Source organism: Afifella sp. IM 167 (assembly GCF_020144925.1).
Classification (GTDB): Bacteria; Pseudomonadota; Alphaproteobacteria; order Rhizobiales; family Afifellaceae; genus Afifella.
Genome location: NZ_NSLC01000006.1, coordinates 290,103 through 309,983 on the forward strand (window position 1 = coordinate 290,103; position 19,881 = coordinate 309,983).

The following is a 19,881-nucleotide window of genomic DNA, read 5'->3' on the forward strand; positions in this document are numbered from 1 at the left end:
ATTGCCAATCGGGGATTGTATTGGGTTGCAGGGCTTGCCATCCCTCTCGCGCGGGGCGGGAGAGGGATGGCACTTCCAGGCGGCACTGGCTCAGGCGGCTTTCGGTACTCGCCGCGCCACGGCAAGCGCCTCAGCGGGCATTTCCCTTTCCACGCGCCGGTAGACGCTGCCGTCGGGCGTGCGTTGCATCAGGCCGAGATCGCAGAGCTCCCGGCGCAGCAGCGCGTGGTCGTGGAAAGTGTGCCACTCGCGCAGCTTTCCGCCGATCTCGGCCTCCGAATAGGTCTGGCCGGCCGGCACCCGCGCCCACAGGATCCAAAGCGCCAGCACCTGCTCGGATCGCTTCTTCGGCCAGCGTTCCAGCCGTCCCTCGCCGTCGAAGCAGCGCAGGAGCCGTTCCATGCGCCGCTTCTCGGCCGGCTCCATCGCCGGCGCCGGTCCGGGCTCGGCTGGCGTGGTCTGAAGGGCGCTTGTCCGGAACTCCTGAAAGTTGCCGTGGCCGATGGCGCGGGCGAGGATGTTGAGGAATTCGAGATGGCTCGGAATCTCCGCACGCTCGGCGAGCTCTCGGCGCAGGACGCGCGAAAGATTGGAGATATCGTCAGCGTGAAACGCGATCGGTGTTCTGGACATGACCTATCCTTCGGTCGTGCCTTCTCCCTTGCGGGATGATCGGTGATCGCCCTTCCGATGCGGCACGAGGATGGTGTCCGTCATCGCTTCTTCGAAAAGCAGGTTTAGCGTGCCCTTATGGGCGGCGATGCCTGGGTGAACTGCTGACCGGCAGCGCTTCTGAGCCCCTTTACCGTAGAAGTCAACTGCCGGCCGGTGCCGTTACATCCGCCGGATGGTCTCTTCTTTCGCCGCCTCGCGGGCGCCGTTCTCCGGCTCGGCGGCTAGCGCCTCGCGCAGGACCGGCACGATCTCTTCCACGCTCTGCGTCACCAGATAGGCGACCTCGGCGTTCTTGCGGATGAACGCCTCGCCGCGCATATGCTCGACGAGATCGAGGAAGGGCTGCCAGAAGCCGGCGATATTGGCGACGAGGACGGGCTTGGCGTGCTGGCCGAGCTGCGCCCAGGTCATCATTTCCACCATCTCCTCCAGCGTGCCGATGCCGCCGGGAAGCGCCACGAAAGCGTCGGAGCGGTCGAACATGGTGCGCTTGCGCTCGTGCATGTCGGCCGTGACGATCAGTTCCGTGACGTCCTCGAAGAGCTTTTCGCGTTCCTCCAGAAAGCCGGGGATGATGCCGGTGACGGCGCCCCCATGATCGAGCACGGAGCGGGCGAGGCGGCCCATCAGGCCGACCGAACCGCCGCCGTAGACGAGTCGGATGCCCTCGGTGGCGAAGAGGCGGCCGAGGGTTTCCGCGGCCTCCAGATAGAGGGGGCGCTCACCGGGCGCGGAGCCGCAGTATACGCAGACGTTTTTCAGTTCTCTCATTGGAAGTCGCTTTGCACCGGAGTGATCGAGCGTCAAGCAGCCCGACATGCGAGATTTGTGCCGCCTTGTTGCGGACCTCGCACCGTATTAAGACAAAAAGGCGGGCGGGATCCGCTTTGGGGGCGATTCGCGAACTTCTCCGCCTCGCGAAGCAGGGGACGCAGCCATGCCTTCACCTTATCTGCTTCTGGCCATCCTGATCGCCGCCATGACGGCGATCGGCGGCGCCGCTCTGCTCGCGCAAGCGCCATGGGACGAGAAGGCGCCGAAAGAAGCGACGGCCCAGCAGCAGGCGGCCGTGCCCGCCGAGAAATCGGATTCGGAAGCAGGCAAGGAGCCGGGGGGCGAGACCGAGGTCGCACGCACCGGGCCGGCCGATGAGGCGGCCGAAGGCTCCACCGACAATCCCGCCGGGCTCCTGTCGGAAAAGGGCAGGGACGCGGTCGGCTCGCTCGGCACCGGCACGGCCGACCTGCCGGACGAGCGGAGCCTCGGCTTCGACGTCGTGCGCGTGGAGCCGAGCGGCGAGGCGCTCTTCGCCGGCCGGGCGCAGCCCAACGCCGCCATCGAGATCGTTTCCAACGGCACCGTCATCGCCACCGCCGTCGCCGACCGATCCGGCGCCTTCGTCGTCATGCCCGACAAGCCGCTGGCGCCGGGCGGCCACGACCTCAGCCTGCGCCTTGCAGACGATACCGGCACGCAGGCCGAGGAACGTGTCGCCGTCGTCGTGCCCGAGCGCGAGGGCGAGGACGTGCTTGTCGTCGCCGAAAAGCCGGGCGCGCCGAGCGAGATCCTCGCAAAGCCCGGCGACCGGCAGACGGCCGCCGGCATGACGGGTGAGGGCACTGCCGCGCAGGGGACCGAGACCGCCTCCGCCGATGCTGCCGCGCCGAGCGCCGGCCAGCCCGGATCCTCGGCTTCTCCGGCCGCTGGTTCCGGGGCGCAGCCCGCCCCTTCCGGCGAGACGCAGGAACTTGCCGTCGAGGCCGTCGAGGAAGAGACCGGCAGGATGTATGTGGCCGGCGCCGGCGAGCCCGGCTCCACCGTGCGCGTCTATGTCGACGAAAAGCCGCTGGGAGAGGCGAAGGTGAACGAGGGCGGTCGCTGGCTGCTGGAGGCGCCCGGCACCACGGAAGAGGGCGAGGTCGCCGTGCGCGCCGACCAGCTCGACGAAAGCGGCACCGGCGTTGCGGCGCGCTCCGAAGTCGCCTTCTCGCGTGAGGCGAACGAGGCGGCTCTCGTGCCGGTGGCCGGAGACGGCTCGGTGACGGCGAGCGGCGACATCGCCGGCCCGCGTTCCATCATCATCCGCCGCGGCGACAACCTGTGGACGCTGTCGCGGCGCAACTACGGGCACGGCATCCGTTACACGACGATCTACGGCGCCAATCTGAACCAGATCCGCGATCCCGATCTCATCTATCCGGGCCAGGTCTTCACGCTTCCGGCGCGCGACAAGAACTGGCCGCAGGAGCCGGAAGGCGAGGGTTGAGGGCGGGAGGCTGCGTCCGCACACCCTTGGCCGGCCCTCCCATCGGTCCTATATGCGCGACCACGCCTGTTTGAGCGCGCCTTTGCCCTGAGGGGCCGGCCGCGCGGAAACCCGAGCCCTCATGTCCGACTCCCCGACGCCCGCCGCCCAGGCCTCCGTCTCGGCCGCCCGCGGCCGCACCTTCGCGACGCTTCGCCATCTGTGGCCCTATATGTGGCCGGCCGACCGGCCGGACCTGAAGCGGCGCGTCCTGTGGGCGGTGCTGGCGCTGCTGGCGGCGAAGATCGTCACCGTCCTCGTTCCCTATTCCTACAAATGGGCGACTGACGCGCTTTCGGGCGAGGGCGGCGGGCCGGCCTATCTGCCGGCCATGCTGGCCGCCCCGGTGATGCTCGTCGTTGCCTACAATCTCGGACGCATCATTTCCGTCGCCTTCAACCAGCTGCGCGACGCGCTGTTTGCCCGTGTCGGCCAGCATGCGGTTCGCCAGCTCGCCTGGAAGACCTTTCGCCATCTGCACCAGCTGTCGCTACGCTTTCACCTGGCGCGCCGCACGGGCGGCCTGTCGCGCGTCATCGAGCGCGGCACGACCGGCATCGAGACGATCGTGCGCTTCACCATCCTCAATTCCGTGCCGACGGTGATCGAGTTCGCGCTGACGGCCGCGGTGATCTGGTACAATTTCTCCTTCATCTACGTCGTCGTCATCGCGGCGACGCTCGTCGCCTACATCTGGTTCACCGTGAAGGCGAGCGAGTGGCGCATTCTCATCCGTCGCGAGATGAACGATTCCGACACCGACGCCCATTCCAAGGCGATCGATTCGCTCCTCAACTTCGAGACGGTGAAATATTTCGGCAACGAAGCGATGGAGACCGATCGCTTCGACAGCTCCATGGCGCGCTACGAGGCGGCGGCGACGAAGACCTGGACCTCGCTCGCCTGGCTGAATTTCGGCCAGACGGCGATCTTCTCGGTCGGCATGGCCGCTTCCATGATCATGTCGGCGCGGGCCGTCTCGGCCGGCACGCAGACGATCGGCGATTTCGTCATGATCAACGCGCTGCTGATGCAGCTCGCCGTGCCGCTCAACTTCATCGGCTTCGTCTACCGCGAGATCAAGCAGGGCCTCGTCGACATCGAGGCGATGTTCGCGCTTCTCGACGTCGATCCGGAGATTCGCGACAAGCCCGGCGCGCCGGCGCTTCAGGTCGGCGAAGGCCGGATCGTCTTCGACCATGTGAGCTTTGCCTATGATCCGGACCGGCCGATCCTCGACGACGTCTCCTTCGAAGTGCCGGCCGGCAGCACGCTCGCCATCGTCGGCCCCTCCGGCGCCGGCAAGTCGACCATCTCGCGGCTTCTCTTCCGCTTCTACGACGTCACCGGCGGGCGCATCCTGATCGACGGGCAGGATCTGCGCGAGGTGCAGCAGGAGACCGTCCGCAAGGTGATCGGCATGGTTCCGCAGGATACCGTGCTGTTCAACGACACGATCGGCTACAACATCCGCTACGGCCGCTGGGATGCGAGCCGCGAAGACGCGCGCGAGGCCGCGCAGATGGCGCAGATCGCGGACTTCATCGAGAGCCTGCCGCAGGGCTACGACACGGAGGTCGGCGAGCGCGGCCTGAAGCTTTCCGGCGGCGAGAAGCAGCGCGTGGCGATCGCCCGCACCATCCTGAAGGCGCCGCCGATCCTCATCCTCGACGAGGCGACCTCCGCGCTCGACACGGCGACCGAGCAGGAGATCCAGACGGCGCTCGACCGGGTGGCGCGCAACCGCACCGCGCTCCTCATCGCCCACCGCCTGTCCACCGTTGTCAACGCCGAGCAGATCCTCGTCCTGGAGCGGGGCAGGGTGGCCGAACGCGGCACCCACGCCGAGCTTCTGGAGCGTGGCGGCCTCTATTCGGAGATGTGGCGCCGCCAGCGCGAGGCCGACGAGGCGGCCGAAAGGCTGCGCCGGAGCCAGATCGAGGAAGAGGATACCTATCTGCCGAGCCCGGACGAAGACCCGGAGGCGATCGATTAACCGCCGGTCGGGACTGGCGCGTCCCGCCGGCCTTCCTTAACGTCCTCTTAATCACCGCTTCACCGCACCGCATGGAATCGCGGTCTCTGGCCCTCTAGCCTGTGGCGGCAAATTCAACGCTCGAATGGCGGAAGAGCTTTCATGGATATCTGGCGATCAATCAGGAACGCGATCCCGTCGGTCAATTCGGCCGGCTATCCGTTCATCGGCGGCGCGCTTGCAATCGCGATTGTGGGCGGCCTGCTCTGGGGGGTGATCTTTTGGGTCTTCCTCGGTCTGACAATCTGGATGGTGATTTTCTTCAGGGATCCCGAGCGCATCCCACCCGATGGCGACGATCTGGTGCTCGCTCCGGCCGACGGCCTGGTTCAGCCGATCGTGGAAGCCGTGCCTCCGGCGGAGCTGGAGCTCGGAACGCTGCCCTTGAAGCGCATCTCCATCTTCCTTACGATTTTCGACTGTCACGTGAACCGGTCGCCGGTGGCAGGCCGCATCGCACGCATCGCCTACAAGCCGGGCAAGTTCGTCAATGCCGATCTCGACAAGGCCAGCGAAGACAATGAGCGCAACGGGCTCCTCCTCGATACCGGGAAGCATCAGGTCGGCGTCGTGCAGATCGCGGGCCTCATCGCCCGTCGCATCGTTTGCACGGCGAAAGAGGGCGAGCAGCTCAGGGCAGGTGAGCGATTCGGAATGATCCGCTTCGGTTCCCGGCTGGACGTCTATCTGCCGGTCGGCACGGAGGTCCTGATCAAGCCGGGCCAGAGGGCGATCGCCGGCGAGACGGCGTTGGCTCGCATGAGCGCGGTGGGGGCGGTGAGGACACCGGTAGCTCCGCTCGCTCCGACCGAATGAAGGTTTTCCAGTCTGTCGACCCCGGCCGGCGGCGACGCCGGCGGGGCCGGCGCCTGAGGGCGCGGCCTGTCCCGTTCCGCGTCATGCTTCCCAATCTGGTGACGCTCCTGGCGCTCTGCGCCGGGCTCACGGCGATCCGGATGGGCGTTGAAGGAAGGTTCGAGCTGGCCGTGGGGGCGATCGTCTTCGCGGCCATTCTCGACGGCATAGACGGGCGCGTCGCCCGGCTCCTGAAATCCCAGTCCGATTTCGGCTCGCAGCTCGATTCGCTCGCCGACTTCGTCAATTTCGGCGTCGCGCCGGGCATGGTTCTCTATTTCTGGCGGCTCGAGGAACTCGGTTCCTTCGGCTGGATCGTGGCGCTCGTCTTCGCCATCTGCGGGGCGCTGAGGCTCGCCCGCTTCAACGCGGCGCTCTCCGGCGAGCCTCCGCCCGCCTGGCAGGGGGATTTCTTCGTCGGCGTGCCGGCCCCCGCCGGGGCGCTCACCGTGCTCCTGCCCCTGTCGCTGTGGCAGATCGGCCTACCGGTACCGCCCGAGGCGGCCATTCTCGTCGCCTTCTTTACCGTGGCGATCGGGCTCTTGATGGTGAGCCGCCTGCCGACCTATTCCGGCAAGCGCATCGGGGCCGCGATCCCCCGCGAGGCGGTGCTGCCGGTGCTGGTCATCTGCGTCGGGCTGATCGCCCTCATTGTCAGCTACACATTCTGGGTCCTGAGCGTCGGTGCGCTCGCCTATCTCGCCCATCTTCCCTGGGCGCTGCGCAAGCACGAGATGCGCCGCGAGGCGCATGCCAGGGAGCGCGCTGAAGAAGGCGAGACGGAGAAGTAGGGCCTTTTATTCGGCCGCGTCCGGCAGCGGCATCGGCCCTTGCGGGCCACGGCGCTCTCGCTCTCGCCCGCCGCTCTCTCTTTCGCCGCGCTCTTTCACCGAATCCGCATTGGGCGCTGCCGGCAGCGGCAGCTCCGGTTCCTCTTCCGTCTCGGGGCTCTCTTGCGCTGGCCGGCGGCGTGAAAACAGCGCCTTGAGGTTTTCCGGCAGCGACAGGAGCACGGGCACCAGCACGAGCGTCAGCAGCGTGGAAAATGCCAGGCCCGAGATCACCGCGGTCGAGAGCTGCACCCACCAGATGGCATTGATCGAGCCGATGGTGACGACGCGGTTGAAGAAGTCGAAATTGACCTGCGTCGCCATCGGGACGAGGCCGGCGATGGTGGTGATGGTGGTGAGCAGGATCGGCCTCAGCCGCTGGGCGGCGGTTTTCAGTACGGCCTCCTGCGCGTCCAGCCCGTCGTCGCGCATGCGGTTGTAGGTGTCGATCAGGACGATGGCGTTGTTGACGACGATGCCGGCGAGCGCGACGACGCCCGTTCCCGTCATGATGATGGAGAACTTCTGGCCGGTGACGATCATGCCGATCAGCGCGCCGGCGGCGGCGAGCACGATGGTGAGCAGCGTCACGCCGGTCTGCCAGAAGGAGTTGAACTGCGTGATCAGGATCAGCGCCATGATGAACAGCGAGGCCCCGAAAGCCTTGCCGAGAAAGGCCTCCGCCTCGGCCTGATCCTCGTCGGCGCCGCGGAAGCGGAAATGCGTGTCCTGCGGCCACTCCCGGCTATCGAGCCAAGCCTGCACCTCGCCGACCTTCTCGTCGACTGTCGTGCCCCCGCTCTTGTCGACGCCGGCCTTCACGCTCATCGCGTAAAGTCCATCCTTGCGGGTGATCGAGGAGACCTTCGGCTTTGCCTCGCGCGTCACGAAGTTGGCGATTGGCACCTGGCCGTTCGCGGTGCGCAGCCGCAATTCGTCGAGCCGGGCGAGCGAGCGCTGATCGGCCGGCAGGCGGGCGCGGATATCGACCTCGTCGTCGGAATCGTCGGGACGGTAGGTGCCGATGAGCACGCCGTTGGTGACGAGCTGGATCATCGAGCCGACCGAGGCGATGGCGGCGTTGAAGCGGCCGGCCTCCTCGCGGTTGATCGTCAGCTCCCATTCGATGCCGGGCAGGGGGGTGGAATCCTCGATGTCGAGGAGCCCCGGCATGGCGTCGAAGCCCTTGCGGACCTGGCGCGTGGTCGCCAGCAGCTGGTCGTAGTTCGGGGAGGTGAGCTCCAGATTGATGTCCTTGCCCGTCGGCGGCCCGCCCTCGATCAGACGCGGCTCCACCCGGATGCCGGGAATGTCGGCCGTGCGCCGGCGCAGTTCCGCCTCGATCTCGCGCCAGGGCCGCCGCTCCGAAAAGTCGAGAAGCTCCAGGTTGATCTCGCCGATGAGATCCGCCGGCTTGTCCTGCGTGCCGCCGAGAACCTGGCCGGTTGCCCCGCCGCCGTTGGGATAGGCGTTGGTGACGACGTTTTCCACGCCCGGTATCTCCAGCACCTGTCCTTCCACCTGCTCCACCAGGGCGAGCGCCTCCCGGGCCGAAAGGTTGCCGCGGGCGGAAATGAGGACGGTGGTGATGTCCGGCTCCTCGTCGACGAAGAACTGAACGCCGCTGTTGCGCTCCGAAAAGCCGAGGAAGATGGAGACGATGAGCACGCCGAGGACGGCGATGACGGCGATATTGCCGACGAGCGAGCTCGTCAGGCCGGAAAGGAAACGGATATAGGCGCCGGTGAAGCCCGGCACCTTCTGGATGTCGAAATCGGACTCATGGGCGAGATGCATCGCCGTCGACGGATGGCTGTGCTCGCGCCTGTAGCTGACGAGGCGCCGGGCGAGCCAGAGCGAGACGGTGAAGACGAGCCCGGCGAGGACGAGGCCCGCGCCGAAGGCGGCCGCCGTCGCCATCCATCCCGGCATCGCCATCATCAAGCCGGCGAGCGGTGGGGAGAGCGACATCGTCGTCGAGACCAGCACGAAGACGGCGGCCGCAGCAGCGATGAGCATGGCGGCATGCTCGGAGGCCCAGGCCGCGATGACGGCCGTGAGCCCTCCCAGCACCGGCAGGAAGATCATCGCCGTCAGGAAGGAGCCGGCCAGTACCACGATGACGGTGATCGGCAGGTAGCCCATGAACTCGCCGGTCACGCCGGGCCACAGGAGCATCGGCAGGAAGGCGGCGAGCGTCGTCGCGGTGGAAGATGCGATCGGCCAGAACATCAGCCGCGCGGCCCGGATATAGGCCTCGTGCTTTTCCATCCCCTCTTCGATCTTCCGGTCAGCGTACTCCACGATGATGATGGCGCCGTCGACCACCATGCCGACCGTGAGAACCAGCCCGAACATGACCATCATGTTCACCGTCATGCCGGCGAGGCCCATGATCAGGAAGCCGAGCATGAAGGAGGTCGGGATGGCGAGACCGACGAGCAGCGCCGAGCGCAGGCCAAGCGTCGCCAGCACCACCACCATGACGAGAAGGATCGCCGTCAGGATCGAGGATTGCAGCGAGCCGAGCACGTCGCGGATGAAGCTCGACTGGTCGAGCAGATAATGGATCTCGACGTTCTTCGGCCAGTCGCGCGTCGCCGCGGCCACCGTGGCGCGCACCGCCTCGTTGCTGTCGATGACGTTGGTGCCGAGGCGCTTGACCACGTCGAGCGCGATCGCCGGCTGGCCGTTGACGCGCGTGTAGTTGGTCGGGTCCTTGAAGGTGCGCTTGATCTCGGCGACGTCGCCGAGCGTGACGACGCCCTCGTCGTTCTGCTTGATCGGCAGGGAATAGACGTCGCTGGCGGTCTCCAGCAGGCCGGGGACCTTGACGTTGAAGCGCCCGCTGCCGTTGTCGAGGAAGCCGGCGGGAATGAGCTGGTTGTTGGAATTCAGCGCATTGAACAGCTCGTCCTGCGTGATGTTGTAGGATTCGAGCCTGGACATGTCGATGACGACTTCCAGCACTTCCTCGCGGTTGCCGCGCAGGTTCGCCTCCAGCACCGTCGGCACGGCCTCGATTTCGTCCTGCAGGTCCTTGGCGAGCTTGTAGAGGGTGCGCTCCGGCACGTCCCCGGCGATCGCCACCGTGATCGTCGGCACGAGGGAGAAGTTGGTCTCCACGATCACCGGCTCGTCCGCGTCGTCCGGCATTTCGGCCTGCGCTTGGTCGACCTTGTCGCGGATGTCGTTGAGCGCCTCGTCCTTGTTGAAGTCGATGTTGAATTCGACGATCACACCGGCATGGCCTTCGGAGGCGATGGCGGTGATCTCCTTCAGCCCGTCGAGACCGCGAAGGTTCTTCTCCAGAGGCCGCACAAGCAGGCGCTCGGCATCCTCCGGCGCCACACCCTGCTGGGTGACGGAGACGTAGAAGATCGGGATGTCGATGTCGGGATTGGCCTCTTTCGGCACCGACTGATAGGAGATGACGCCCGCCACCAGCGCGACGATCATCACCGTCAGCACGGACCTCGGATGGCGCAGAATGGCTTCCAGAGCGTGGATCACGGGCGGATCTCGGCAGTCTGGCGGGGACGCATCGGTGCGCCCTGCGCCGCCATGGCGTCGACCTTTCCACCCTCGGTGACGAATTCCTGGCCGACGGTGATGATGTCGACCTCGTCGGCAAGGCCGCTCACCCACAGTCCGTTCGGCGCGTCGCCGACGATCTCGACCGGGCGGAAATGCACGATTCCGTCCTCGACGGTGCGCACGCCGACCTCGCCCTCGTCGCTTAGCGTGAGATACGAGGAGGAAACGAGCTGCGCCTTCTTTCCCCCGAGCGGGATCTGCGCCACGGCGGTCAGACCGTCACGGATCGTGCCCTGCGGGTTCGGCACCGAGATCTCCACGCGGAAGGTGCGCGTCTGCGCATCCGCCGAGGTGGCGATGTAGGTGACGGTGCCTTCCGCGCTTTCGCCGGTGATCAGCGTCACGTTTGCCTTCTGGCCCTTGTGGACGGCGGCGATCTCCTGCTCGGACACCTGGCCGATCATCTTCATCGGATCGGCGTCGATGATGGTCGCGCAGGTACCGCCGAGCGCCACCACGTCGCCGACATTGGCGATCGGGTCCTGCAGGGTGCCGCCGATCGGCGCCCGCACCTCCGTGCGCTTCAGTTCGAGCTCCGCTTCGGCCACGGAGGCCTCGGCGGCGTTGACCGCCGCCTGCATGGCCGGGATCTGGTTCTTCGCCGCATAACCCTTGCTGGCCAGCGCCTCCTGCGCCGCGATGTCGACCTTCGCCTGCGCCAGCTTCGCCTTCGCCTGGGCGAGCTGCGCCTCGCGGGCGCCTCGCTCGATGACGCACAGAAGCGCGTCGGGTTCGACCTCCTGGCCCTTGTGCACGGGCCGCTTTTCCACGATGCCCCCCGTCTGGGCCTTCACCTCGACGAGGTTTTCCGCCTCGGTGCGGCCGCGGATCGCCAGGCTGGCGACGCGCATCACCGCCTCATGCGGCTCCACCTGCACTTTCGGAGGCGCCTCGTCGGCGCGCTCGGCCTCGGCGATCGGCTGGGGCGCCGTCTCCGGCTCGCCGCCGATGATGATCCTGCCGGTCAGCATGTAGTAGGAGACGCCGGCGGCCAGCGCCGTGGCGAGGATGTAGGAAAAGCGGATGCGCATCGTCTACTCCGCAGCCGCGGGCAGCGGGCTGTCGTTCGCCGTTCCGGCGATCGCCTCCAGCCGTTCGCGGTTGTCGTTGAGGTATTCGATCGATTGGCGGAAGCAGCACAGGCCGTAATCGATGGCCCAGTGGGCGCCGGGCGTCTGCTCCTCGGCGGCGAGCTGCGTCAGCTTCTCGATCTCCTGGGTAAGCTGGTTCACGCGGATGTCGATGGCGCGGCTCACGACGTGCCTGGGCAGCATCGGGGCATACATGGTGACGAGGAGGAAGGCGGATCTGAAGATGTCCGGCTCCGGCTCTTCGAGGAGGTTCGCGGCAAAGCGGGCCCGGCCCGCCTCGGTGATGGAATAGATTTTTCGGGCCGGCTTGCCGGGTTGGCTCTCCTCGCGGCAGGTGACGAATCCATCGCGTTCGAGCCGCGCCAGCGCGGGGTAGATCGAGCCGAAGCTCGCATCGACGAAATAGCTGTATTTGCCGTCCGTCGACATCTTCTTGATTTCGTACCCCGTCGCTTCCTCCTGGAAGAGGATGGCAAGGCATAAGGTCGTGACGTTCATGACGTACCCCGAGCGCGCCGGATCTGGCGGGCGAGTATATTCACAGGCGATATATGGCGGACCGCTATATATCAAGCCGATCGCCATCTTCAAGACGGCGCGGGGAAAATTGTCGGCCGGGGGCCGGGTAGGGATGCGTGGAGGAAACAGAAAAAAGCCGCCGGAGGGGACCACCGGCGGCAAGGAACTGAGCAGAAGACGCAAGAAGGGGCGCCGGGCGCATGACCGACGCCGCCTTGATTTCGTCGTGCCCTGATTGCCAACGCAACGAGCAACGCGCAATACGCGACTGGCGATGCGCTGAAGGGGACGAAAACGCCTCTGCGGCGTTTTTACTCAGTTTGTCCAGAGTGCGGCGATAGCACGGCGCTGGCTGGGCAGCGCCTGCGGGGGCGCCTGCCGGCCGGAATTGGGTTGCGGTCGCTCCGAAGATGGGCTCCCCTGCCGTTCCCGCGAGCGCGGCCCGGCGACCAAGGCCCGGGAAGAAGATATGGGAGGAAGAAACATGCTGCGAGCACTGGTGCTCGGCGCGGCCCTCGCCGCCTGTATGTCCGCTGCCGCTTCGGCGCAGGACGTGACCCTGAAGATCCACCAGTTCCTGCCGGCGCAGGCGGAGGTCCCGGCGAACTTCATCAAGCCCTGGGCCGACAAGGTGACGAAGGAATCGGGCGGGCGGATCAAGTTCGAACTCTATCCGTCCATGCAGCTCGGCGGCAAGCCGCCGGCGCTGATCGACCAGGCGCGCGACGGCGTCGTGGACATCGTCTGGACGCTTCCGGGCTACACGCCCGGCCGTTTCCCGAAGACCGAGGCCTTCGAGCTTCCTTTCCTGCCCGCGAATGGCGAGGCGACCTCCAAGGCCTTCGCCGAGTTTTACGACAAGCACCTCCAGGACGAGTACAAGGACTTCAAGATCATCGCCGTGCATGTGCACAGCCCCGGCCTCCTCCACGTCAAGGGAGACGGCGTGCGCAAGCTGGAGGACATGCAGGGCAAGAAGATGCGCGGGCCGACGCGGATCGTGAACAAGCTGCTGGAGGCGCTGGGTGCCGTGCCGGTCGGCATGCCGGTCCCGGCGGTGCCGGAGGCCCTGTCGAAGGGCGTCATCGACGGCACGGTCATCCCCTGGGAGGTGACGACGCCGCTGAAGGTCGCCGAGCTCGTCGACACGCACACCACCTTCTCCGGCGATCGCGGCCTCTACACCTCCGCCTTTGTCTTCGCCATGAACAAGGCGAAGTACGATTCGCTGCCCGATAACCTGAAGAAGGTGATCGACGACAATTCCGGCATCGAGACCTCCGCCTGGGCGGGCCGCGTCATGGATGAGGGCGACATTCCGGGCGAGAAGGCTGCCGAGGCGCAGGGCAACGAGATCATCGTTCTGGACGAGGCCGAGACCGCCCGCTGGAAGGAGAAGGCCGCGGGGGTCGAGAAGGCCTGGATCGCCGAGATGAAGGAAAAGGGCGTCGACGGCGCAGCCCTTGCCGAGGATGCCAAGGCGCTCGTCGCCAAATATGCCGGCGACAGCAAGAACTAGCACGGCGGTCGGGCCGGGAGCTCTCCCCCGGCCTTTCACGCGGTGAACCCTGCTTGGCGGGCGGCCCAGTCTGGCCGCTCGTTCGAACAAGCCCTCTTCTCGGGCGGCCGCTCGCGGGTCGTGATATCGCCTATAAGTTGTATGGAGACCTTGGTCGCGCCAGGTAACTGGATCACATCGGCGTGATTAGAACTGCAACGTTAAGCTTTACGTAACTTTTACCGCTCCGGCATCTGGTGCGAATCAGCTGTCAATGGCACGTTTCTTCCGCTAAAGTTGCAGATCAAGGCTCGGCCCGGAAAACGCCAGAAAGGCGGCGGTGGCCTGCGGGACAAAGGGGGGCCCAGGGATGCTGGGCATGGAGGCAAACGGTCAAAGGCTGCGCATTCTCGTCCTCGACGACGAGGCAATGATCGCAGGCGAAATCAAGCTCCTTCTGGAGGATGCCGGCCACGAGGTGGTCGGACCTGTCGGCTCGCTCGAGGCGGCGATGCAGCTTGCTGATACGGCAGCGATCGACCTCGCCATCCTCGATGCGCATATCCGCCACCTTTCCAGCGGCCCTGTCGCGCGCCGACTTTCGGAGCGGGCGATCCCGTTCTGCGTGTGCACCGGCGACGAGATGGATGAACTGCGCAGCGACTTCGGCGATGCCGAGCACCTTGCCAAGCCCTTCGGCGAGACGGATCTCCTTTCCATGGTGGCGAGCCTGACGGCGGCCCGTGGCGGCGCCTTTGCCTCCCGCTAGAATCCTCTGATTGATCGCTACGCGGCGCGGCTCCCTCGGGGGCCGTTTTCGCTTGTACCCGGCCAAGAGCATTCGGTCGGGCCCGCAGAGGGCGAGTGCGACACCTGCTCGCCTCTCTGCGATCCTGGCGCCATCACCGAGATCTTCTTTCCTGTCCTGGAGGACTTCCTCCCGCTGCCTTCGCTTGCAGGCCGAGCCGAAAGGCACCAAATGCGGCTTTCACGCCGGGGAGAGAGAAGATGTCCACGCCTGTCACCGTTCATATCCCGCACAAGCTCGGGCGGGAGGAGGCCAAGCGCCGCCTGCAGGGCGGCTTCGGGCGCATGCGCGAGGAGATCGCCGGCGGCCGCGTCGTGCACTTCAACGAGAATTGGCAGGATGACCGGCTGAATTTCGACGCCTCGGTGATGGGGCAGTCGATCGCCGGCCGCCTCGACGTCTTCGACGACGTCGTGCGCGTGGAGGTGGATCTGCCCTGGTTTCTGGGCGCCATCGCCGAGAAGCTGCAGGGCAGGCTGCAAAAGGCCGGCACGCTGCTTCTGGAGAAGAAGTAGGCGGGCCGCCCGGCATGAAAGTCGCCGTCTTCAGCACCAAGGGTTACGATCGAAACTTCCTTCAGCGCGCGGCAGAGGGTTCGGGACACGAACTCCTTTTCTTCGAGCCGCACCTGTCGCCGGAGACGGCGCCGCTGGCGAGAGGGGCGGAGGCCGTCTGCATCTTCGTCAACGACATCGCCGACGCCGAGACGCTCGCCGAATTGAAGCGGCAGGGCGTGCTCTTCGTGGCGCTGCGCTGCGCAGGTTTCAACAATGTCGATCTCGCCGCCGCGCATGATCTCGCCATCAAGGTGGCGCGCGTGCCGGCCTATTCGCCCCATGCCGTCGCCGAATACACCGCCGGGCTGATCCTGGCACTCAACCGAAAACTCTACCGGGCCTACAATCGGGTTCGCGAGGGCAACTTTGCGCTGGAGGGGCTGTTGGGCTTCGACCTCAACGGCAAGACGGCGGGGGTTGTCGGCACCGGCGCCATCGGCCGGGTCGTCGTGAGGATCCTCGCGGGCTTCGGCATGAATATCCTCGCCCACGACCTGAAGCCCGATCCGGACTGCAAGGCGCTGGGCGCTCGCTACGTGCCGCTCGATGAGCTCTTCGCACAGAGCGACATCGTCACCCTGCATTGTCCGCTGACGCCGGACACGCGTCATCTCGTCGACGATGCGCGCATCGCCGCGATGAAACCCGGCGCCATGCTGGTCAATACCGGCCGCGGCGCGCTGGTCGATGCCAAGGCGCTCGTCCGCGGGCTCAAAAGTGGCCAGATCGGCTCGCTCGGCCTCGACGTCTATGAGGAGGAAGCCGATCTCTTCTTCGAGGATCTGTCGAACCAGATGCTGCGCGACGACGTCTTCGCCCGCCTCCTGACCTTCCCCAACGTGCTGATCACCGGCCACCAGGCCTTCTTCACCGCGGAGGCGCTCTCCGCGATCGCCGAGACGACCATCGCCAATCTGACGGGATTTCAGACCTCTGGCCGGCCGGAACACGAGGTGTCGATCGAGCGCATTGCCTGAGGGGTAAGCCGGGCCGGACTTTTGGGAGGCGGGCCTCTCGCCCATGGCCTCTTTTCAGCAGCGCCTTAGGTTCCGGGCATTCCCACCCGAAAACAGTTCCGGAGCCTTCCCATGAAGACCTTTCTCATCACCGGCGCCTCGACCGGTATCGGCGCGGCGACGGCGCGCGCGGCGGTCGAGGCCGGCTACAACGTGGCGCTCGCGGCACGCTCGCCCGACAAGCTCGAGGCGCTCCTGAAGGAGCTCGGCAAGGAGAGGGCGATTGCCATCTCCTGCGACGTATCGAGTTTCGAGGACCAGCAGAAGATGGTGGCAAAGACGCTAGAGGCCTTCGGGCGGATCGACGTCGCCTTCGCCAATGCCGGTGTCGGCGCCAAGGGCAAGGGCACGGCCGGCGGCGACCCGGAAAACTGGCGCGAGATGGTGCTCACCAACGTGCTCGGCGTCGTCTATACGGCGCGCGCCGTCCTCGACGAGATCAAGAAGAACCGCGGCCACATCCTCATCACCGGCTCGCGCGCGGGGCGCATCACCATGTCCGGCTCCGTCTACGGGGCAACGAAATGGGCCGTGACCGGCTACGGCCAGAACCTGTTGGAAGAACTCTCCGGCACGGGCGCGCGCGTCACGCTGATCGAGCCCGGCATGGTCGATACGCCCTTCTTCGATGAGGCCAAGCCCGACGCGCTGAAGGCCGAGGACGTGGCGAACGCCGTCATGTACGCCGTCTCCCAGCCCGAGCATGTCAATGTTGGCGAGCTTCTCGTCACGCCGGTTCGCTAGAGAACGGGTCGGACCGGGCGCAGGCACCGGGCCGGGGCAGGCCTCAGCCGCCCCGGGTGACCCGGCGGGCTGAAGCCGCCACCACCAGCGCCATCGCCGCGAGGATGAGGAAGGCGGCGGGCAGGCCGAGGACCTTGCCGAGGAAGCCGACGAAGGCCGGGCCTAGGAGCACGCCCGCATAGCCGAACGAGCTTACCGCCGCGATGGCGAGGCCGGGAGGCATGGCCTTCTGCCTTCCGGCCCGGCTGAAGAGGAGCGGCACGATGTTGGAGGCGCCGAGGCCGACGAGGAGGAAGCCGGCGAGCGAGACGGGCGGGGAGGCCGAGACGATGACGCCGAGACCGGCGGTGGCCAGCAGCGCCCCGCCGATGAGCATGGCGCGGTCGCCCAGCCGGAAGGCGACGGCGTCGCCCGTGAAGCGGCCGATGGTCATCGCCGCGGCGAAGAGGGCATAGCCGAAACCGGCGCGGGAGGCGGCGACGCCGTCGATCTCGTTGAGATAGACCGCGCCCCAGTCGAGCATGGCCCCTTCCACCAGGAACATGATGAAGGCGAGCGTGCCGATGAGGAGGACCGGGCCTTCCGGGCGCACGAAGGCCGGCCCCTCGGGTGCCGTGCGCGTGCGCAGGAAGCGCGGCGCCGCGATCCATATGGAGAGGATCACGACCGCCGAAGCGAGGATCGCGGAGGCAAAGGGATCGAGGCCGCCGGAGAGGGCCCCCGACATGCCGGCCGAACCCGCGAGCCCGCCGACGCTGTAGAGGCCGTGGAAGTTCGACATCAGCGGCCGGCCCGCCGCCTCCTGCACTTTCAGCGCATGCACGTTGGCGCCGATGTTGATCGCCCCGATCGAGGCGCCGAAGAGAAAGAGCAGCACCGCGATCGGCGCCGTGGAAGGCGAGAGCGCCAGAAGCGGCAGGGCGGCGGCGATGCCGAAGGCGCCCGCCGCGACTGTCTTGCGGCTGCCGATCCGTCCGGCGAGAGCGCCGGCGATCGGCATGGCGACGATCGAGCCGACGCCGAGGCAGAGGAGGAGAAGGCCAAGCTCCGCCTCGTCGGCCGAAAGCCGCGCCTTCACATAGGGAACGAGCGGCGCCCAGGCGGCCGTGCCGAAGCCGGAGATGAAGAAGGAAAGGCGCGTGGCGAGGCGGCTGCCCGGCGTGTCGCCCTTCTCTGGCGATGGCGTCATCTGGACATGGTTGGAACGGCGGGCGTGCCTTGCGGGAGGTCCTAGCGGTGGCCCGCTTGCCGGTCAATCGGGCCCTGGCGGGCCTGAAGAACTACCCGCAGGCGGGCGCGCAATAGGCGTTGTGCAGCGTCTCGATGACGAGCAGAACCTCCGGCCGCGTGATCTTGTAGAAGACGGTGGTGCCCTCGCGGCGTGAATTGACCAGCCCGTCCGCGCGCAGGCGCATCAGGTGCTGCGACATCGGCACCTGATCAATGCCGCCAAGCTCGCGCCTCAGCTCGCTCACCGATTTCTCCGATCTGCCGAGGGCACAAAGAACCAGCAGCCGCTGCGGATGCGAGAGGCTGCGCATCAGGTCGGCCGCGGCTTCCGAGGCCGGTATCATCTCTTCTACATTCATGATCTTGAAATTAGAATGTTTGAATGTTAAATGCAAGATCGATGTCGGTAAGCCGGCGAGACAATCGCCGCATTCAGGGCATCGACCGGTCGAACGAGGCGCTTCGATGCGCTGGGCGAAACAGCCGGCAGCCGGTTTGCGAACACGAAGGACAACACGATTGACCTGGGAGGAGGGTGCGATGGTGAAGGTGGTTTCGATCGGTGCCGGGCTTGGAGGCATCGTCATGGCATATGAGATGAAGGACAAGCTGGGCCGCGACGACGAACTGACCGTCGTCCATCTCGGCACGTCCTATTCCTTCGTGCCGTCAAATCCCTGGGTCGCCGTCGGCTGGCGCAAGCCCGCTGATATCGAGGTGGAACTGGAGCCTGTCTTTGCCAGGAAGGGCATCAAGTTCCGTTCCGAAGGTGCCAAGCGCGTCCACCCGCAGGAGAACCGGGTCGAGCTCAACGACGGCACCTTTCTCGACTACGACTATCTGATCATCGCGACCGGCCCCGATCTCGCCTTCGAGGAAGTGCCGGGCCTCGGGCCGGAAGCCAACACCCAGTCGATCTGCATGATCGACCATGCGGTGCAGGCAAAGGACGCCTTCGACCGTCTGGTCGCCGCGCCCGGCCCCGTCATCGTCGGCGCCGCGCCGGGAGCCTCCTGCTTCGGGCCCGCTTACGAGTTCGCCTTCATCCTCGACACGGCTCTGCGCAAGGCGAAGAAGCGCGACCAGGTTCCGATGACCTTCGTCACGCCCGAGCCCTATATCGGCCATCTCGGCCTCGACGGCGTCGGCGACACCAAGGGTCTCCTCGAGAGCGCCATGCGCGAGCACCACATCAAGTGGATCACCAACGCCCGCGTCACCCGCATCGAGGCGGACACCATGTTCCTCGACGAGGTGAACGAGGACGGCACGGTGAAGATGCAGCACGAGCTGCCCTACGCCTTCTCCATGCTGTTGCCGGCGTTTCGCGGCGTGCCCGCCGTCCACGGCATCGAAGGGCTGACGAATCCGCGCGGCTTCATCAACATCGACAAGCACCAGCAGAATCCGGCCTATCCGAATGTTTTCGGCGTCGGGGTCTGCGTCGCCATCCCGCCCGTCGGCAAGACGCCGATCCCTGTCGGGGTGCCGAAGACGGGCTTCATGATCGAATCCATGGTGACCGCGACGGCCGAGAACGTCGCCGCGCTCATCAAGGGCGAGGCGCCGCGCGCCGTCGCCACCTGGAATGCGGTCTGCCTCGCCGATTTCGGCGACGAGGGCATCGCCTTCATCGCGCAGCCGCAAATCCCGCCGCGCAACGTCAACTGGTCGTCCTCCGGGCGCTGGGTGCATGCCGCCAAGATCGGTTTCGAGCGCTACTTCCTGCGCAAGATCCGGCAGGGCCAGAGTGCGACCTTCTACGAGAACCTCGTTCTCGACATGCTCGGCATCAAGAAACTTAAAGAGATCCACATGGAGGCCGCCGAGTAGTTCGGCGCTGTGGAAAACAAAGGAGAGTGAATATGACTGTCGACCGTGCCGTGCTGGCCTTTGCCGGCTTCGTGATCCTGGTGTCGCTCTATCTCGGCTACGCCTTCTCGCCCTACTGGTATCTGTTGACGGCCTTTGTCGGCCTCAACCTCTTGCAGGCTTCCGTCACCGGCTTCTGCCCCGCCGCCCTCCTCTTCAAGAAGATGGGCGTGAAGCCGGGCGTCGCCTTCTCGTAAAGCCAGGCCGCCGGCCCCTTTCCCCCGAGATCTGCCCGGGGGCCGGCGGCGT

Annotated in this window: 18 protein-coding genes; 11 read left to right on the top strand and 7 right to left on the bottom strand. The window is 66.4% G+C overall.

Annotated features, from left to right (window positions below):
* Window positions 1-90 precede the first annotated feature (90 nt).
* On the bottom strand, window positions 91-633 hold the full coding sequence (locus CLD20_RS13170; protein ID WP_224407108.1) for a DUF2087 domain-containing protein: 543 nt from the start codon (window positions 631-633) through the stop codon (window positions 91-93).
* A 201-nt stretch (window positions 634-834) separates the two neighbouring features.
* On the bottom strand, window positions 835-1,446 hold the full coding sequence (locus tag CLD20_RS13175; RefSeq protein WP_224407109.1) for a TIGR00730 family Rossman fold protein: 612 nt from the start codon (window positions 1,444-1,446) through the stop codon (window positions 835-837).
* A gap of 166 nt (window positions 1,447-1,612) precedes the next feature.
* On the opposite strand from CLD20_RS13175, the gene CLD20_RS13180 reads away from it, so the two are divergent.
* The 4 genes from CLD20_RS13180 (at window position 1,613) to pssA (ending at window position 6,661) form a co-directional block, all read left to right on the top strand.
* Window positions 1,613-2,941 (top strand): LysM peptidoglycan-binding domain-containing protein, encoded by a 1,329-nt coding sequence (locus CLD20_RS13180; RefSeq protein ID WP_224407110.1) that lies wholly within the window; start codon window positions 1,613-1,615, stop codon window positions 2,939-2,941.
* Between the two features lie 121 nt (window positions 2,942-3,062).
* Window positions 3,063-4,976 (top strand): ABC transporter ATP-binding protein/permease, encoded by a 1,914-nt coding sequence (locus CLD20_RS13185; protein ID WP_224407111.1) that lies wholly within the window; start codon window positions 3,063-3,065, stop codon window positions 4,974-4,976.
* Between the two features lie 141 nt (window positions 4,977-5,117).
* On the top strand, window positions 5,118-5,831 hold the full coding sequence (locus CLD20_RS13190) for a phosphatidylserine decarboxylase (protein WP_224407112.1): 714 nt from the start codon (window positions 5,118-5,120) through the stop codon (window positions 5,829-5,831).
* Window positions 5,832-5,914: 83 nt separating this feature from the next.
* A complete protein-coding gene (gene pssA / locus CLD20_RS13195) occupies window positions 5,915-6,661 on the top strand; it encodes a CDP-diacylglycerol--serine O-phosphatidyltransferase (RefSeq protein ID WP_370636883.1) in 747 nt (248 codons plus the stop codon).
* Window positions 6,662-6,667: 6 nt separating this feature from the next.
* Here the strand turns inward: pssA and CLD20_RS13200 are convergent, their stop codons facing one another.
* From CLD20_RS13200 to CLD20_RS13210, 3 genes are read right to left on the bottom strand one after another with little or no spacing between them, the layout of a single operon-like run.
* Window positions 6,668-10,213 carry an efflux RND transporter permease subunit gene (locus CLD20_RS13200; RefSeq protein ID WP_224407114.1) on the bottom strand — a complete coding sequence of 1,182 codons (3,546 nt, stop codon included), beginning with the start codon at window positions 10,211-10,213 and terminating at the stop codon, window positions 6,668-6,670.
* Window positions 10,210-11,328, bottom strand: coding sequence for an efflux RND transporter periplasmic adaptor subunit (locus tag CLD20_RS13205; RefSeq protein WP_224407115.1), 1,119 nt, complete (start codon window positions 11,326-11,328; stop codon window positions 10,210-10,212). The genes CLD20_RS13200 and CLD20_RS13205 overlap by 4 nt, the downstream gene beginning before the upstream one ends.
* A 3-nt stretch (window positions 11,329-11,331) precedes the next feature.
* The gene (locus CLD20_RS13210) at window positions 11,332-11,886 is read right to left on the bottom strand and encodes a PadR family transcriptional regulator (RefSeq protein ID WP_224407116.1); all 555 of its coding nucleotides are present in this window, start codon (window positions 11,884-11,886) and stop codon (window positions 11,332-11,334) included.
* Between the two features lie 505 nt (window positions 11,887-12,391).
* On the opposite strand from CLD20_RS13210, the gene CLD20_RS13215 reads away from it, so the two are divergent.
* The 5 genes from CLD20_RS13215 to CLD20_RS13235 all read left to right on the top strand — a co-directional run bounded on the left by CLD20_RS13215 (window position 12,392) and on the right by CLD20_RS13235 (window position 16,530).
* Entirely contained in the window at window positions 12,392-13,426 is a 1,035-nt protein-coding gene (locus CLD20_RS13215) for a TRAP transporter substrate-binding protein (RefSeq protein ID WP_224407117.1), read from the top strand.
* A 358-nt stretch (window positions 13,427-13,784) separates the two neighbouring features.
* The gene (locus tag CLD20_RS13220; protein ID WP_224407118.1) at window positions 13,785-14,174 is read left to right on the top strand and encodes a response regulator; all 390 of its coding nucleotides are present in this window, start codon (window positions 13,785-13,787) and stop codon (window positions 14,172-14,174) included.
* A 239-nt stretch (window positions 14,175-14,413) separates the two neighbouring features.
* Entirely contained in the window at window positions 14,414-14,728 is a 315-nt protein-coding gene (locus CLD20_RS13225) for a polyhydroxyalkanoic acid system family protein (protein ID WP_224407119.1), read from the top strand.
* 14 nt (window positions 14,729-14,742) lie between these two features.
* The gene (locus CLD20_RS13230) at window positions 14,743-15,747 is read left to right on the top strand and encodes a 2-hydroxyacid dehydrogenase (RefSeq protein WP_224407120.1); all 1,005 of its coding nucleotides are present in this window, start codon (window positions 14,743-14,745) and stop codon (window positions 15,745-15,747) included.
* A gap of 111 nt (window positions 15,748-15,858) precedes the next feature.
* Entirely contained in the window at window positions 15,859-16,530 is a 672-nt protein-coding gene (locus CLD20_RS13235; protein WP_224407121.1) for an SDR family oxidoreductase, read from the top strand.
* 43 nt (window positions 16,531-16,573) lie between these two features.
* Here CLD20_RS13235 and CLD20_RS13240 read toward each other — a convergent pair whose 3' ends face one another.
* Both CLD20_RS13240 and CLD20_RS13245 read right to left on the bottom strand, forming a co-directional pair.
* The gene (locus CLD20_RS13240; RefSeq protein ID WP_224407122.1) at window positions 16,574-17,719 is read right to left on the bottom strand and encodes an MFS transporter; all 1,146 of its coding nucleotides are present in this window, start codon (window positions 17,717-17,719) and stop codon (window positions 16,574-16,576) included.
* 91 nt (window positions 17,720-17,810) lie between these two features.
* Entirely contained in the window at window positions 17,811-18,104 is a 294-nt protein-coding gene (locus CLD20_RS13245; RefSeq protein ID WP_224407123.1) for a helix-turn-helix transcriptional regulator, read from the bottom strand.
* A gap of 196 nt (window positions 18,105-18,300) precedes the next feature.
* On the opposite strand from CLD20_RS13245, the gene CLD20_RS13250 reads away from it, so the two are divergent.
* Together CLD20_RS13250 and CLD20_RS13255 are read left to right on the top strand one after the other, a co-directional pair.
* Window positions 18,301-19,593 (top strand): NAD(P)/FAD-dependent oxidoreductase, encoded by a 1,293-nt coding sequence (locus CLD20_RS13250; RefSeq protein WP_224407124.1) that lies wholly within the window; start codon window positions 18,301-18,303, stop codon window positions 19,591-19,593.
* A gap of 32 nt (window positions 19,594-19,625) precedes the next feature.
* Complete coding sequence (locus CLD20_RS13255; protein WP_224407125.1) at window positions 19,626-19,829, top strand: DUF2892 domain-containing protein; 204 nt, start codon at window positions 19,626-19,628, stop codon at window positions 19,827-19,829.
* The last annotated feature ends 52 nt before the right edge of the window (window positions 19,830-19,881 follow it).

Excerpts from the sequence above, each read along its gene's own strand:
- CLD20_RS13240 (WP_224407122.1), bottom strand. The coding sequence starts at position 17,719 with ATGACGCCATCGCCAGAGAAGGGCGACACGCCGGGCAGCCGCCTCGCC.
- CLD20_RS13250 (WP_224407124.1), top strand. The coding sequence starts at position 18,301 with ATGGTGAAGGTGGTTTCGATCGGTGCCGGGCTTGGAGGCATCGTCATG.
- CLD20_RS13235 (WP_224407121.1), top strand. The coding sequence starts at position 15,859 with ATGAAGACCTTTCTCATCACCGGCGCCTCGACCGGTATCGGCGCGGCG.
- CLD20_RS13205 (WP_224407115.1), bottom strand. The coding sequence starts at position 11,328 with ATGCGCATCCGCTTTTCCTACATCCTCGCCACGGCGCTGGCCGCCGGC.
- CLD20_RS13190 (WP_224407112.1), top strand. The coding sequence starts at position 5,118 with ATGGATATCTGGCGATCAATCAGGAACGCGATCCCGTCGGTCAATTCG.
- CLD20_RS13210 (WP_224407116.1), bottom strand. The coding sequence starts at position 11,886 with ATGAACGTCACGACCTTATGCCTTGCCATCCTCTTCCAGGAGGAAGCG.
- CLD20_RS13225 (WP_224407119.1), top strand. The coding sequence starts at position 14,414 with ATGTCCACGCCTGTCACCGTTCATATCCCGCACAAGCTCGGGCGGGAG.
- CLD20_RS13180 (WP_224407110.1), top strand. The coding sequence starts at position 1,613 with ATGCCTTCACCTTATCTGCTTCTGGCCATCCTGATCGCCGCCATGACG.
- CLD20_RS13230 (WP_224407120.1), top strand. The coding sequence starts at position 14,743 with ATGAAAGTCGCCGTCTTCAGCACCAAGGGTTACGATCGAAACTTCCTT.
- pssA (WP_370636883.1), top strand. The coding sequence starts at position 5,915 with ATGCTTCCCAATCTGGTGACGCTCCTGGCGCTCTGCGCCGGGCTCACG.
- CLD20_RS13185 (WP_224407111.1), top strand. The coding sequence starts at position 3,063 with ATGTCCGACTCCCCGACGCCCGCCGCCCAGGCCTCCGTCTCGGCCGCC.
- CLD20_RS13175 (WP_224407109.1), bottom strand. The coding sequence starts at position 1,446 with ATGAGAGAACTGAAAAACGTCTGCGTATACTGCGGCTCCGCGCCCGGT.
- CLD20_RS13220 (WP_224407118.1), top strand. The coding sequence starts at position 13,785 with ATGGAGGCAAACGGTCAAAGGCTGCGCATTCTCGTCCTCGACGACGAG.
- CLD20_RS13245 (WP_224407123.1), bottom strand. The coding sequence starts at position 18,104 with ATGATACCGGCCTCGGAAGCCGCGGCCGACCTGATGCGCAGCCTCTCG.
- CLD20_RS13255 (WP_224407125.1), top strand. The coding sequence starts at position 19,626 with ATGACTGTCGACCGTGCCGTGCTGGCCTTTGCCGGCTTCGTGATCCTG.
- CLD20_RS13170 (WP_224407108.1), bottom strand. The coding sequence starts at position 633 with ATGTCCAGAACACCGATCGCGTTTCACGCTGACGATATCTCCAATCTT.
- CLD20_RS13215 (WP_224407117.1), top strand. The coding sequence starts at position 12,392 with ATGCTGCGAGCACTGGTGCTCGGCGCGGCCCTCGCCGCCTGTATGTCC.